12 protein-coding genes are annotated in these 13,512 nt (G+C 42.7%); all 12 read right to left on the bottom strand.

Annotated elements, in window-relative coordinates; all coding sequences use genetic code 11:
- Window positions 1-6: 6 nt before the first annotated feature.
- Window positions 7-687 carry a P-loop NTPase family protein gene (locus NATSA_RS14815; RefSeq protein WP_210513399.1) on the bottom strand — a complete coding sequence of 227 codons (681 nt, stop codon included), beginning with the start codon at window positions 685-687 and terminating at the stop codon, window positions 7-9.
- Window positions 674-1,375: a LicD family protein gene (locus NATSA_RS14810; protein WP_210513398.1), complete on the bottom strand. Its 702-nt coding sequence runs from the start codon at window positions 1,373-1,375 to the stop codon at window positions 674-676. Before NATSA_RS14810 ends, NATSA_RS14815 begins: the two co-directional genes overlap by 14 nt.
- Window positions 1,368-2,513, bottom strand: coding sequence for a phosphonopyruvate decarboxylase (aepY, locus tag NATSA_RS14805; protein ID WP_210513397.1), 1,146 nt, complete (start codon window positions 2,511-2,513; stop codon window positions 1,368-1,370). Before aepY ends, NATSA_RS14810 begins: the two co-directional genes overlap by 8 nt.
- Window positions 2,510-3,826 carry an isocitrate lyase/phosphoenolpyruvate mutase family protein gene (locus NATSA_RS14800; RefSeq protein ID WP_210513396.1) on the bottom strand — a complete coding sequence of 439 codons (1,317 nt, stop codon included), beginning with the start codon at window positions 3,824-3,826 and terminating at the stop codon, window positions 2,510-2,512. Before NATSA_RS14800 ends, aepY begins: the two co-directional genes overlap by 4 nt.
- A gap of 71 nt (window positions 3,827-3,897) precedes the next feature.
- Window positions 3,898-4,860 (bottom strand): polysaccharide deacetylase family protein, encoded by a 963-nt coding sequence (locus NATSA_RS14795; RefSeq protein ID WP_210513395.1) that lies wholly within the window; start codon window positions 4,858-4,860, stop codon window positions 3,898-3,900.
- Window positions 4,861-4,927: 67 nt separating this feature from the next.
- The gene (gene aepX, locus NATSA_RS14790) at window positions 4,928-6,226 is read right to left on the bottom strand and encodes a phosphoenolpyruvate mutase (RefSeq protein WP_210513394.1); all 1,299 of its coding nucleotides are present in this window, start codon (window positions 6,224-6,226) and stop codon (window positions 4,928-4,930) included.
- Between the two features lie 48 nt (window positions 6,227-6,274).
- Entirely contained in the window at window positions 6,275-6,862 is a 588-nt protein-coding gene (locus NATSA_RS14785) for a hypothetical protein (protein ID WP_210513393.1), read from the bottom strand.
- 76 nt (window positions 6,863-6,938) lie between these two features.
- On the bottom strand, window positions 6,939-8,051 hold the full coding sequence (locus NATSA_RS14780) for a glycosyltransferase (protein ID WP_210513392.1): 1,113 nt from the start codon (window positions 8,049-8,051) through the stop codon (window positions 6,939-6,941).
- A gap of 50 nt (window positions 8,052-8,101) precedes the next feature.
- Window positions 8,102-9,475, bottom strand: coding sequence for an asparagine synthase C-terminal domain-containing protein (locus NATSA_RS14775; RefSeq protein ID WP_210513391.1), 1,374 nt, complete (start codon window positions 9,473-9,475; stop codon window positions 8,102-8,104).
- Window positions 9,476-9,708: 233 nt separating this feature from the next.
- Window positions 9,709-10,572, bottom strand: a complete 864-nt coding sequence (locus NATSA_RS14770; RefSeq protein ID WP_210513390.1) for a glycosyltransferase family 2 protein — start codon at window positions 10,570-10,572, stop codon at window positions 9,709-9,711.
- A gap of 6 nt (window positions 10,573-10,578) precedes the next feature.
- Complete coding sequence (locus NATSA_RS14765; protein WP_210513389.1) at window positions 10,579-11,871, bottom strand: hypothetical protein; 1,293 nt, start codon at window positions 11,869-11,871, stop codon at window positions 10,579-10,581.
- A gap of 330 nt (window positions 11,872-12,201) precedes the next feature.
- Window positions 12,202-13,224 carry a hypothetical protein gene (locus NATSA_RS14760; protein ID WP_210513388.1) on the bottom strand — a complete coding sequence of 341 codons (1,023 nt, stop codon included), beginning with the start codon at window positions 13,222-13,224 and terminating at the stop codon, window positions 12,202-12,204.
- Window positions 13,225-13,512: the final 288 nt, after the last annotated feature.

The following is a 13,512-nucleotide window of genomic DNA, read 5'->3' as shown; positions in this document are numbered from 1 at the left end:
GGCCTCTTACTCGATCAAAACCCAGTTTTTTCTACCGGCTGTGCCGGGTTTGACAAAGAAAATGCGGATTCGGGTTCCGTTTTCCTTTTTACGTGCAATAAAGGCTTCAAATTTGTCATACCAGTTTTCCAGCCAGCCGGATTCCTGATACCTGAAGTACAGGATTTTATTAAAGTCCGTGATGGATTTCCTCTGGCCGGGTACCAATACGTTTTTCACAAACTGCCGGACTGATGACGGTATTACCCGCATTGATCTGGTGAGCAGACTTCTGAGATACATCGCGCCCTTGCCCGTTTCGACTTTTCCGCCTTTGAACTCCCCCTCCTGCAGTTGTCGGAGAAGTACATCCCTGTCGGGTTTGATGAAGACAATGGTCACGTTATCAGCAAGATCCATAAGACCGGAAGCCAGGTCATCTTCATAACTATCCAGAAATTTCTTGAAAGGCCTCATAATATCATAATGAAGAACCATTCCTTCTTTGGATTCGTCAAGCTTCACGCTGCCATCAAAGGCACTGCATGGATACTCCTCCCAGGCGGCGGCACCGGCCGGCAACAGTGATTTGAGCTTTTCATTCAACTCTCCGTTTCTCATGGATGCCAGCAGTGTACTTTTGCCGGATGATGTTGGTCCCGTTATGATGACCAAATGGCCGATTCTTGTTTTTTCAGGGCTGCCCATCTGTCACTCCGCTTTTAAGACCGCCATCTTCTGTAGTATAATCCCATTCCCGCTTCGGGGTTTTCCAGTCCGGGCCGAATTTGTACTCCAGATACTTTTCAGGCTGCTTGTACATACAGATGGAGCTGAAGCCCTCGTGCATCGGGACCATTTCCAGATCAAACTGCCATTCCGGACATAGCATATCTACCGTCTTCATGACATAGCTCCGGTAGAAGTGCGTCAGGGAGTTCACCAGCATCCATCCTGCCAGTCTCGGGCCCGGCCGCTTCAGTTTGCACAGCAGCTGGAAGGACTCCTTGATCGTTTTCTCAAAAATTTTCGCAATAATGTTCTGATTCTTGTAATCGGAATACGATTTATAATATTTGTTCTTCTTTTTGTAGATGAAAGTCAGGTCTACTTTTTTCAAACTTTTGCCGAGGGAGAGTTTTTTGAGCGTGTAATCATATTTTGAAGTCAGCACGATGTAGTCATGCTCCAAAAGCAGCTTCAGATCTGACATGCTCAGTTCCGGCTTTTTGTCGTACATGCATGTGATGTCTATATCATCATCCCACTCAATGAATTTACCATCCCTGACGAGCCCCAGCAGCGACCCCTGATCAATCCAGGCAATGCGGTCCTTGAGGATATACTTGTCTGTCAGCTTTAAAATTTTCAGGTCGTTATAACCCAGGTTATACATTCAGCTTACCTGCAGATTTTAAATTGTTCATAAAGTCGGTCTTGTTCTCCACCGGTTTCCGGGTGGGCCGGCCCGGCTCCTTCTGCACACCTTTGTGGACACGCACTTCCAGAAGTACGGGACCCGCCGTGCTTTTGAGCCAGTCCAGGTTTTCAATCAATCCGGCACGGTCATCCGCCCGGCGGCACTCACGGTATCCGCATGCTGTTGCGATGGCCGGAATATCAATCGAAAACCCGACCGTTGGCTGCCCTCCAACCGAGTCATGCGCCCCGTTGTTTATGACGACATGCCTGAAATTCCGGGGTGCGTTATTTCCAATGATGGCAAGTGATCCCATGTGCATCAGAACGGAACCGTCTCCATCGAAACAGTAGACATTACGGAATCTGTTTTTCAGGGCAATGCCCAGTGCAATCTGGGAGCAGTGTCCCATGGACCCGACGGTAAGGAAATCCCGGTGGTGCCCCGTTTGAGTCTCAGCGCGTATGTCAAAAATCTCCCTGGATTGCATCCCGGTAGTAGATACGACAATGTCCTGATCATCGAGGGACTGAACAAGGACATCAAGAGCCTCTCTGCGCGTCAGGGTGTGGCTTTCCTGCTTATCCTGATTCCGGACATAGGGCTCAAAGGTTCCGCGTCGGACAACCAGTGCTGCAGGACGCTTTTCTGAATCTGCTTTTTCGATCAGGCTGCGAACTATTTCGGCATAATTGTCCGAATCCGGTCCGATGGTTTCGTATGGAATTTCCATGGCATCCAGCAGACTTCCTTGCACTCTTCCCTGCTTGACATGCTGAGGTTCGTCAGGCACACCGGGCTCACCGCGCCATCCGACAAGCAGCAGCATGGGGATGCTGTATACTTCGGGATCGGCCAGGGAAAGAAGCGGGTTGATGCTGTTGCCCAGTCCGGAGTTTTGCATGTAGACCAGAGGGATTTTCCCCGTCGCCAGATGATAGCCTGCGGCCAGTGCAACCGCGCCGCCCTCATTGGCTGTTATGACTTGCCGGCCGGCATCCACGTTATCGTATATGCATGCGCAGATATGTTTCAGGAGCGAATCGGGAACACCGGCAAAAAAATCGATACCCAGATCCTGCAAAGTTTTTAAAAAGGGCTCGTTAGGTATCATTTCTTCCGTATTTCGGGTATCAGGTGGTTAAAATCCCTGACCGTCATCATTCTTTCCCTTGCTTCAAATGAGCGCTCGTGCGTCAGAATTTTTCTGGCGGTTTCCATCATGGCGGGGAGCGCGCTTCGCAGCAGTTGATTGTCGTAAAGGACGATGTTCACCCCTGCTTCGGAAAGTTCCTTCTCGTATACCGTATCACAACCCGTAGGGGCTGCAATCAGGGTTACCCTGCGTTCAAGTGCTTTGTAAGCCTTGCAGAACTTCAGGATCTGGTCTGCGTCGTCATCGTCAGACTGGATCATTATTGCGTCCGCGCCGGCGTTAATGTATGCCTTTGCCCGGTCAACGGCATCCTTTACTCCCTTTCCAAAACGCAAACTGTCGATCCGTGCGATGATCATGAATTTATCGGTAATCCGGGTGGATTTGGCCGACGTGATTATGGAACAAAATGTCCCGGCCGACAGCTGGTCCCGGTCAAGGTTATCGTCCTGACCGGAATAGCTTTGCCGTTCCTGTCCGTCCCGGATTACAAGCGCCGACACGCCCAGCCTTTCGAGGGACCGGACGGCAAATTTCAGCTGCCCCGGCGGCCACGCGGCATTCCCTTCAAAGACAACCGGTTTGGTAGTCACATCGAGCAGTTCGTTGATGGAGGCAATGCGTGAGGATATGTCCCGGGTCTCATCATCTGAAAGGCCATTGAGCATGGCGTCGGTTTTACTGCTGATCCACATCGCGTCAAATTGCTTCCTGGCACCATTCTCTGAAACATGCACATGTTGACCTATCAGGCCTGAAAGTGCGTTGTGTGTTTCAATAATCCGCACCATTTTTTTGGATGACAGCAGCCTTTGAAAGCGGTTGAGCCGCATTTCGGGTGTCACGCCGATCTCCTCGATCACATTGTTGAGCTGAGTTGATGAAATGCCTTTCGTGTACGGCACCTCGACCAGCTCGCCGCCCCACTCCTTGAGGGCATCTATGATTTGCTCACGAGTTTTTTTGAGAGGGCCCTCTTTCCAGTCGTCCCCGTGAACCACGTAATCAGGTTTGTATTTTCGCAGGTTGGGCCGGTAATCGAGTTCGTGCTGTATGACGACCCGGTCCACACCTTTCAGGTTTTCCAGGACCACTTTCCGCTGCTCATAGCTTTGATGCGGAACCCTCTTGTAGGTGGCTACGGCCTCGTCAGTAAGCAGGCCCAACGTAACGCTTCCGAGTTTGGATGCTTCGTTGATAATATTGAGGTGCCCTGCATGAAGCATGTCGGCAACCATACATACATATACTTCTTTTACTTCCTTATTCATTAATTAATTACTTGCTTTGTTTACTTATGACATGATGCCGGACCGGCGACCGCCTCCGGAAACAGATCAGATCAGTTCCGTGCGGAAACGGATGATTCCGGATGTTGCTGAACGGGCAGGTCATTGGTATCCAGCCGTGGCAGTTCATATGGATGAGTTTCTTTCAGGTTGATATTTCCGATCGGTTCCGTGGTAAAACCCAGCTTCATGTTGTATTTATTCATCAAGTCCAGCGTTTTGCGGTTATATGCGCCGTACGGATAGGCCATGGTATACGTGTCTGCGTCCGCACCAATGCTTTCCAGGAAAGATACGTTATTCCGGAACTGTTCATCCTGCCGGTCATCACTGATCTGGTTCAGCCACAAATGATCACAGGTGTGCGCTCCCACGTGCATGCCGTCTTCCACCAGGCATTTGCACTGATCGCCGGTCATATACAATTCCCTGGCAATGACATGCTCCGGGACGGATATGAACGTTTCGAACAGCCGTGAAAGAAGGTCAAGCCTCACGTCATCGGGCAGTTTGTGCTGCAAAAGACGCTTTATGAAGATCACTTCGGCAGTATCGTATCTGCCGGGTTTGGCCAGTTCCTGATAGTAGGCTTCGAAATCCGCCACATCATGCTCCATTTGATAGTCCGGAAGAAGTCGTTTGATTCCGGCAATCAGCTTTTTTGGCGGGACCGCCTCAAGGAGAAGATGAATTTTATTTACATCAAGAACCCTGTTTTCCTGAACCGGTTTGACAGGGACAAAAAAAGATCCCTGCATTTTTCTGTTCTTAAGAATGGGATATACGTATTGGAAATGATCACTGTACCCGTCGTCAAATGTGAGCAAAGCCGCATTCTCCGGCAGCGTACCGGCGCCATTATAATATGCTATAACCTGCTCTGCTGTCACCACACTGTAATTTTGCTCAATGTAATCGAGTTGTTTTTTAAAGAGATGCGCCTCAAGCCCTTTTATATTGGGATAGCGGGACTGCTTAATCTCTCTGACATAATGATACATGATAATGCTCAGCATGAAACTACTATTTACTCAAGGGTTTATTATGTACGGGAGGTTTCATCCCGAATGGATCATACGGGATTTATTTACCGCCGGGTATCAGGTGAATGATGTCTTTGATCGACATCATGTTATCTCTGGCTTCAAAAGATCGTTTGTGGGTAAGGATGCTTCTGGCTGTTTCAACCATGGCAGGATAAGCGCTGCGCAGAAGCTGATTCGCATAAATTACCATGTTGACTCCGGCATCAGCCAGTTCGTCTTCATACACCGAATCGAAACTTGACGGTACCACGATCAAAGGAACATCGCGTTCGAACTCACTGAAATGCCGGCAGAATTCAAAAATTTCATCGGGGCTCTTTTCCCTGGAATGGATCATGATGCCGTCTGCCCCGGCCTCAATATAAGCCTGCGCCCTTTTCAGAGCATCATTCATGCCGGCTTTGAGTATGAGGCTTTCAATGCGCGAGATGATCATGAAATCATCGGTGACCTGGGATTTTTTGCCCACCCTTATTTTTTCGCAAAAATTTTCTATGCTGTCCTGCTCCTGCGGCACGTCTGTTCCGAAAAGCGAGTTTTTTTTCGGTCCGACCTTGTCCTCAATGATAATGGCCGAAACACCAAGGCGCTCGAGGGTCCGGATTGTAAACCCGAGATGTTCGACTTTTCCACCGGTGTCCCCGTCGAAAATAATGGGCTTGGTGGTTACTTCCAGAAGGTCATTGATATTGGACAATCTGGCACTGATGTCCACCGCTTCGATGTCGGGCTTGCCCTTGAGTGCGGAATCGGTCAGGCTGCTTGCCCACATTCCGTCGAATTCCTGAACTATGCCATTGACATCCACATGGGTGTGTTCCACGATAAGGCCGGATAATCCGCTGTGGGATTCCATGATGCGCACAATATCCTTGGAGTTAATCAGCCTGCGCAGCCGTTTCAGGCGGACATCAGGTGTAATGCCCACCTCCATCATGGCCTCATACAGCTTTGTGGAAGAGAGTTCTTTTGTGTAGGGCAGCTCGATCAGTTCTCCCCCCCACTCCTGCAGTGTTTCAATCACTTGCTGGCGTGTCCGTTTTTGCGGGCCCTCTCTCCAGTCATCGCCGTGAACCACATAATCGGGTTTGAGCTCCCTGAGGTTGGGACGATAGTCGAGTTGATACTGCGGGACTACACTTTCCACCCCTTTGATGCTTTCCACGATGATTTTACGGTGCTCGTATTCCAGGTATGGCAGCCTTCTGTAAGAGGCAACGGCTTCATCAGTCAGCAATCCGATGGTCAATTTGCCACGTTTGGCTGCTTCATGGATAATATTGAGGTGACCCGGGTGAATGAAGTCAGCACTCATTGCGACATAGACAGACTTCATAGACTCTGAGTGCTTTTTAAATGGAAGAAAAGCTCCGGATAATGCAAGTTATTGCCTGACGCTCTCCTGGTCATTTGCGTGAATTCTTTTTGATGCCAGCAGCTCAGCGACCCGGTCATATTCCTGCTGCCAGAGCTCCAGATCTTTCAGAGCTTTGCTGCGACTCATGTTTTTATAAATGTGATTTTTCTCCCTTTCAAATATTCTGTCGATGGCTACCTTCAGGTCACATTCGAGATAGATACTCTCGTCGAGATTGTTTTTGATACGGTTGAAAATTTCGTCCAGTTCTTTTTGGAGTCCGGAGTGATTGCTGTAGTTAATTAATGTTCTGAGCAGCACATAGTTGAATATGGGACCCTGGTCATACAGGTAATTGTTTTTGTTTTTTTTCTTGAAAACGGAAACCATTTTCAGTTTATATAAAACAAAACTCAAAGCCCTGATATACCTGAGGCTTCCTGTAGCCTTTACACTCTTTGCCAGGACATTCATTTCTGAAAAAACAGCCCATAGATAAATGGCAGCTTTTTTCCATCTTGACAGTGTCAGCAATTCATATTCACGCTGATCACAGGCATAAGTTGTTTTACCTGACCCGGCGATACCGAAAATTTCAGTTACTTTATTATTCATTGATGCGCTATAGCTTCAGCAGCCTGCTCTTATTCTTAAATACTCAGTACCGTAAAAAGCGACAGATAAGACAATTTTAAACAGCTGATTTTTCTGCTTGGCTGGAATCATAAATTTGTTGAAAAAAGTCCAGACGTTCTTTTTCTTTGTAACGGACATCAAGATGTTCCACCAGCTTCCTGTCCACTCTTTTTCCCTTCCATTTTTTTGCAAAAGCCTCAATTTGCTCAATATGGTCCACTACGTTTTTTTCATAATTTGGTATAATAAGGATATGAGGCTCATTGCCTGTGAAGTCCGGATCTTTATGACCTGTTATTACAGGAAGTCCGCAGGTAAAATATTCGCGTATTTTGAGAGTTGATGTTTCGTCCATGGCCTTACGGTGAAGTGCCAGTGTAGCAAGAGCAATATCGGACTCCCTGAATACTTTCAGGTATTCTTCCCTGTTCATTTTTCCATGGAAAACTACATTAGGTAATTCTTTTGGTTTAATTCCTAATTCTTCGGGCCTGCTGCCAATAATATGTATAAGCCATGAAGGCCGCATTCTGCCAATTTTCAAAATCTTATCTACTCCCTGCCAGGGTTGGCCGGATGAGCCAATGTATACGAACGTTAATCCTTTTTTTTTTTCAGCCGGAGGTAAAGGTTGATAACGCGACTGATCTATGCTGTTTCCGATTACTTTTGTTGATTTTTTTTGAGCAGCATAGATAGGTGCAGTTTTAATTTCATTGCCAACCGTAACAAATCCTTGCACTTCATTGAGAATTATTCGAAATGTCACCAAGTCATAAATATGTCCCAACCTGATCCTGAATGGTTTTGGTTTTCCATTCAACTCCATAACGGAAACAAATTGTTTCAAAATACGATAGGCACCAGGAGAGAATTTGCATTTGCGTAAATAAACGATATCGGGGCTAAAGCCAATCACTTCTTTTTGCAGATTCGCGTACTGCCTGTTTCTTTCAATAAAGCCATCGTATTCAAAGCAATGCCACGAAATGTTTGGTGTGTCATCAAGATTATGAAAATTCTGATGAAGCAACGAATTACGGTTAGTTAAAACCAAGATTTTCGTTTGATGGCCTTCTCTTTCCCAGAAAGAGACTTGATCGCGAACCTTTTTCATTACACCGCTTTCGAGGTCGTCATTCCAGGTAAAAAAATAGGCGATTTTCATATAGTAAGTAATATTCAATAAATAAATTCAGATTGAGCTGGTACCAGCTTTTATTCAGGACGTGACCATAATGCTCTATTTTGCAAATATAGCATGGCTACTAATGTAGAAAAGTGATAATCATTCTTCTTTAATCCCTTTCCCTTCAGCCTTTCAATCGCAAGGTCTGATAAATCATTGTAAGCATTAATATCTATCATGCCAGACTCCCCTTTTATTTGCCTTATGTAATTTCTCATGGATGGTATGAGGCGTTTGGGAAGTACCGTTTTCATCACCTTCCTGAGTTTGTTGGGCGAAGGTTTGTCCGCTTTCTCTATATCATGAATCTTCAGCGGTTTAAAAACTTCCTGTTCCAGATATTCATTGTAGAGAGCTGATAAAACCCTTTGTTCATTGGGAACATCGTACCAATACTCCATAAGTTCTTTGTCCCATAGCGGTATCATCCAGTCATAGCCAAAAAACTCGTAAATCTTCAGACTGTTATTAATAAATCTGGCTACTTTATGCCGGGTAAACCAGTCTTCATTCAGACTGACGAACTCATCTGGTGAATGAGGCGATTTCTGGTGCAGTGATGCTGTAATTCGCTCTGTTATTTTTTTTCTTGCCTGCGCATTCAGTTCTGTTCGAAAGTTATGATCTATAATGTACCCTGCAAGATCTTTATTCATTAAATCATCAGGGCGGTTTTCATAGTACTCTGCAGGGAGGTGGCTTCCGGCAAGCAGGTCCGCAGAAAAGCCCGGTATGAAAACGGCATCGTCAGGAATTACACCCTCTTTTTGCAGTTCATCCAAAGCTATAAATTCCTGGAAGTGCGGAGCGGAAGAAAAATTGAACACATAGTCCATATATTTCCATCCCTTTTCAGAGTCCAGGAATAAGCGCCATTTGTTTTTGTTATACTCCACATAATGCCAGTCGTAACCCAATTGACGGGCAACCTCCCGGGAAGCTTTAACTTCAAAACTTGCAGGTTTGCCATAAGTGAAGCACATCACATTATCTATTCCCAGATACCTGCAAAATGCAATTATATAACGGCTGTCATAGCCACCGCTAAGGGGCAGCACTATGGTTTTGTCCCGGCAATATTCAGCCATTCTCTGGAAAACACTGTATGAAACATCATTCAGGTTTTTGAAATGCTCATTTTTCGAAAAATGATTCCTGTACCTGTGCAGATGCTGATAATAATACTCTTTTCTGACAATGCTGCCATCTGATGCAATCAGCTGGCCTGCTTCTATTTGCTGCAGGTGCGGAAGAAGGGTATTATTTCCAGTGGTATAACAGAGTCCGGTAAACTCCTTAACTGAGTCAGGATCCAGATCCGGATTTTTAGTAAACGTATCGTATTTGTCGACTACTTTCAGCTGGTCACCTTCAAAGTAGTAAAACAAGGGAACAGATCGCAAAGGGTCTGCAGCTGCCCAGATTTCCCGGGGGGTTATCTGGATAATGACAGCAAAAGAACCGTTTAATTGTTTGAGTTTGTTCTTGAAAAGCTCCGGAGTGAGGCAGTCAGTAAAAAAGTTCGCTAATTTTTTCCCGGATAAACACTGGTTGTTAGCCTCATAAGCATACCCTCTTACTGAAATATTATTATTTACAGTCCAGGCGGTTTTTTGACTGGAAGAGACAGACAGGGTCATTTCACCTGCTTATTCATTCTTTGGAATAAAAAAAACATATCATTAGACATTAATCCACTTAGAAACTGGGCAATATTTTTATTTTTAAACCTGAATTTTACAAGTTTGAGCCATAGCAACCAATAACAATTAAAACTGATCTGCTTGTTTTTAAAATAATTCAATGAGGACTCATAATATTTGATTTTTGAATGGAAGTTGGTCTGATCCATCAAGTTTTCATCATGCCGTATGACGGTAGCAACTGGTTCCTCAAGGTTGCCTGGTACCAGCTTGCAATGCCAGGCAATCCGTAGCCATAATTCGACATCCTCCTGCAAGCGTAGATCTTCTTTGAAATAACCGCTTTTATCAAATACTTCTTTTTTTAAAGTGATGGCATTTGTATGAATTCTGCCTTTTTTGCCGGCAATAAGTTCTTCAAACAGTTTGTGGTAAGGAATCTTTTCCCGTATACCTCTGATATCTTCCATACCATTTTCAAACCTGACGGTATATGAGTCATAAACACCATCCACGGTTTCATCATTATTCAATATTTTCAGAGCTTTTTCAAAACGGTTCGGATGATAAATATCATCTGAATCCAGAAAGGCAATGAATGGAGCAGAGGCATGTTTTATACCAGCGTTCCTTGACGCCGAAGTACCTTTGTTAACGTTATTATCATGAACAATAACCTTGATTTTTTCATACTTGCTTTCAAGTTTCTTACAAACATTCAGAGAGTTATCCCTGGAACCATCATCGATCAAAATAACCTCACTTACTTCAGGTAAGTTGACAGCTGTTAAAACGCTGTTCTCAAGATATTTTTCACGATTATAAACGGGTACTATAACTGATACCTTGCCGTCCATTCTCTCTCAATTGTCATTTGATATCAAATTATTTATCTCCTTATTTAAATCAGTATCATTGTTGAAGAAATGATTTTCTTTTATAAAATTTTCGTATTTGCTGTAATAACGTGATATTTCATTTATAGAAATATCAGGGACTTCATCCATATCCCACCATTTCATCTCCTCAAGTTGAAAAGAAGGAACCCCGTTTTCCAGACCTTCCACAAGCGCTGAACTGACACAACTTAGCACAATATCGGAATCAATCAGTTCTTCTTCATATGAAGATGCAGATACATCTATTTTAAACTTTTCCTTAATATAACGGATATTCTCTTTTATCTTATAATCTTTGGGGTGCATCTTGGCAGTCACACTAAACTTATTGTTCTTTAATTCCTCTATTATACTCTCTGATAAATTATTATTTTCATATTCTAAAGGTCGCAGCAATATTAAAGCTTTTCTGTAGTCTCTCTGATCCGGAGGCACAAGGTTCACTTTCTCTTTAGGCCAGCCAATATATAATACCTTGGCAATCTCACTATCTGGCAGCACATCAGAAAGATCTTCCAGTTGTTTAACATTCCAGACAATCAGCTTATCTGCATGTACGGGACAAAAAGATACCAGGTGCGGATGAACTATATAGCCATGGGCTATTACGATGTATTTTGACTGAGCCTTTTTAACGGATTCACAAAAAACCCTCAGTCTTGGGGTTTTGTCTCCCTGGCTAAAGACACTATGGACATTTATTCTTTCAAGGTTTCGGGAATAAGCATCAATCTCATTCTTGACATAGATATTTAATCTGTTCATAAGACTATCATTGTCAAGCGTTTTTTGCAATCCATCCTCTGCAATTTTTGAGAATAAATAATAAAACCTGATACTGCACAGAAGAGTGTCCTCAAAAGGGAATCTCTTAAGCAGCAACAGGCAAATAAGGGTTTTAAACCCTGGTTTGTCAGATGTATTGTTTAAACGTCCTGAATACGTATAACCCTTCTCCTGACAAATGGCTCTCAATTTTGAATCAATAAATGAAAATCTTGGCAGGTTTGATATTACTTTCGGCTTGCTCTTTACCAGTATACTGATCAAACTGATGAAGTTGAATAGCTTTCTAAGTATATAGAGCTTATAGTTAAATTTTTTCAGGTCCAGAAAATGTTTACTCTTTGAATACTCTTCATCCGGGACCCTTATAAACCATTCAAATATTATCATGGCATAAGGATACTTGTCATAATAGCGGGAATACGTTTTGTAATAATTTTCTATGTGATCTTTGTATGGTTTGAAATTCATTTCCGAAACGCCCTGGCTGATAGTGATTTTAAGTCGTTTGTATCCCGAAATTGATCCAGTTCAATTTCTGATATTGCATTGATTCTAATTCTTCTTTCTCTTTATCATATAAACTCATTGTAGATTCTGACGAATCATAAAGAACCTTTTCCTGATATCCTGTGATCATCCGAGAAAAATCTACAACACGTACTTTTGCATTAAACCGCATTTTTAAATGTTCGACATATGTCTTTCTTTTTATCTTTCTTTTTTTTCATAGCTTTCATTACCTTCTATATTATCCATTATGATATTTACATATTTGAGTACTTGGAATGTTATTTAGCCCTATTGAAACCCTTGGTGTGAATTATCTTTTATTATACGATACCATTCGTTTAAATTATTTTTTATTGTTCTTCTCCTAACTTCATCGCTAGGCGAAGGACGATGTCTGCAGAATGATATTGACCATGCAAGCGGCATTATCATTCTAATCGATTCTTTGTTTCCTACACCTGCAATTTCTATAGTTTTTTCTATTTGGTTATCAAACTCTCCAATGATCCATGCTTTCTTTAATTCTTCATCGTTTTCAAATGGGCTCATGATATCATACCATCCTGGCCTCATGGAGACTAACTCAGCATCCCAATCGATAAGTACATACTTACCATCATTTATTATCACATGACGAGTAACAAGATCACCATGACTTGGTACTAATGAAAATCTATTTATGAAAGTATATGCTTCATTTATGCATATACCGATTCTTTTAAAATAGGCTTTATATTCACACAAATCATTTTTACTTAGATAACCTGTAATGTTATTGTTTTTTTCTTTTTCATTCATATACAATAAATCATTGATAATTTTCTCAACCTCACGTATACGTTTTCTTATAGGTATGTTCTCAAGTGTCTTTCCATAATACCACTTTTCTAATATTTGTTTTTCATCATCACTTACATAAAACTTTGGTTGATATAAATACTCTTGTAACTTATTGCGTAATTCAATATATTTTTTATTATATACGGGTTCATTCTCAATACGCCTTACACTTTTGTGAATATTATTGAATAGAATAATTGATTTCGAGTTAGCTCGGCATAGTGCATTATTTAAGACATTACTAATTCCACTTTTTTTACTAAATACTGGAACTAATATTTTCATTCCTTTGCCCCTTGTGTACAAAAGTGTTTTATAGTGTCTTCTATATCTATACATTACAGCTACTTTACCAGATATTAAATATACACCAGGTTCTAATGAATTTATATTGCGATATAATGACTCTATAGTTTTAAATATTTTTTTTAATTCCTGATACTCATTTCTTATTTTCAATTTATCTATCATAATATTTGACAACTTAAGTATCAGTTAATAACTGTAAGCGCTATTTTTATGATGTATGCGGACCTTTCCATCCAGTTTGTTGTAGATTTTATGCCCATTTCTATCACAGAAGGTTAACTGGTCAATCACTTTTACTAATACCCCACTTTCAGGATCGTCGTGGCTAATTAACAATTGAAGTGCCCGATTCTGGGGGAAAAGTTTAAATCCGGGGGGCTAGCCCCCCGGATTTTTCGCGAAGTTTTGTAGCTTCCGTCTTTTCTCCTACCAAAGAGTCGAGCACATGAA

The organism is Natronogracilivirga saccharolytica (assembly GCF_017921895.1).
GTDB classification, from domain to species: domain Bacteria; phylum Bacteroidota; class Rhodothermia; order Balneolales; family Natronogracilivirgulaceae; genus Natronogracilivirga; species Natronogracilivirga saccharolytica.
This window is presented reverse-complemented; position numbering and strand designations above follow the sequence as displayed.

What these genes read in the sequence shown, in the direction of transcription:
- NATSA_RS14795 (WP_210513395.1), bottom strand. Translation starts at nt 4,860, where the DNA reads ATGCTGAGCATTATCATGTATCATTATGTCAGAGAGATTAAGCAGTCC.
- NATSA_RS14780 (WP_210513392.1), bottom strand. Translation starts at nt 8,051, where the DNA reads ATGAAAATCGCCTATTTTTTTACCTGGAATGACGACCTCGAAAGCGGT.
- NATSA_RS14810 (WP_210513398.1), bottom strand. Translation starts at nt 1,375, where the DNA reads ATGTATAACCTGGGTTATAACGACCTGAAAATTTTAAAGCTGACAGAC.
- aepX (WP_210513394.1), bottom strand. Translation starts at nt 6,226, where the DNA reads ATGAAGTCTGTCTATGTCGCAATGAGTGCTGACTTCATTCACCCGGGT.
- NATSA_RS14800 (WP_210513396.1), bottom strand. Translation starts at nt 3,826, where the DNA reads ATGAATAAGGAAGTAAAAGAAGTATATGTATGTATGGTTGCCGACATG.
- NATSA_RS14785 (WP_210513393.1), bottom strand. Translation starts at nt 6,862, where the DNA reads ATGAATAATAAAGTAACTGAAATTTTCGGTATCGCCGGGTCAGGTAAA.
- NATSA_RS14765 (WP_210513389.1), bottom strand. Translation starts at nt 11,871, where the DNA reads ATGAATTTCAAACCATACAAAGATCACATAGAAAATTATTACAAAACG.
- NATSA_RS14770 (WP_210513390.1), bottom strand. Translation starts at nt 10,572, where the DNA reads ATGGACGGCAAGGTATCAGTTATAGTACCCGTTTATAATCGTGAAAAA.
- NATSA_RS14815 (WP_210513399.1), bottom strand. Translation starts at nt 687, where the DNA reads ATGGGCAGCCCTGAAAAAACAAGAATCGGCCATTTGGTCATCATAACG.
- aepY (WP_210513397.1), bottom strand. Translation starts at nt 2,513, where the DNA reads ATGATACCTAACGAGCCCTTTTTAAAAACTTTGCAGGATCTGGGTATC.
- NATSA_RS14760 (WP_210513388.1), bottom strand. Translation starts at nt 13,224, where the DNA reads ATGATAGATAAATTGAAAATAAGAAATGAGTATCAGGAATTAAAAAAA.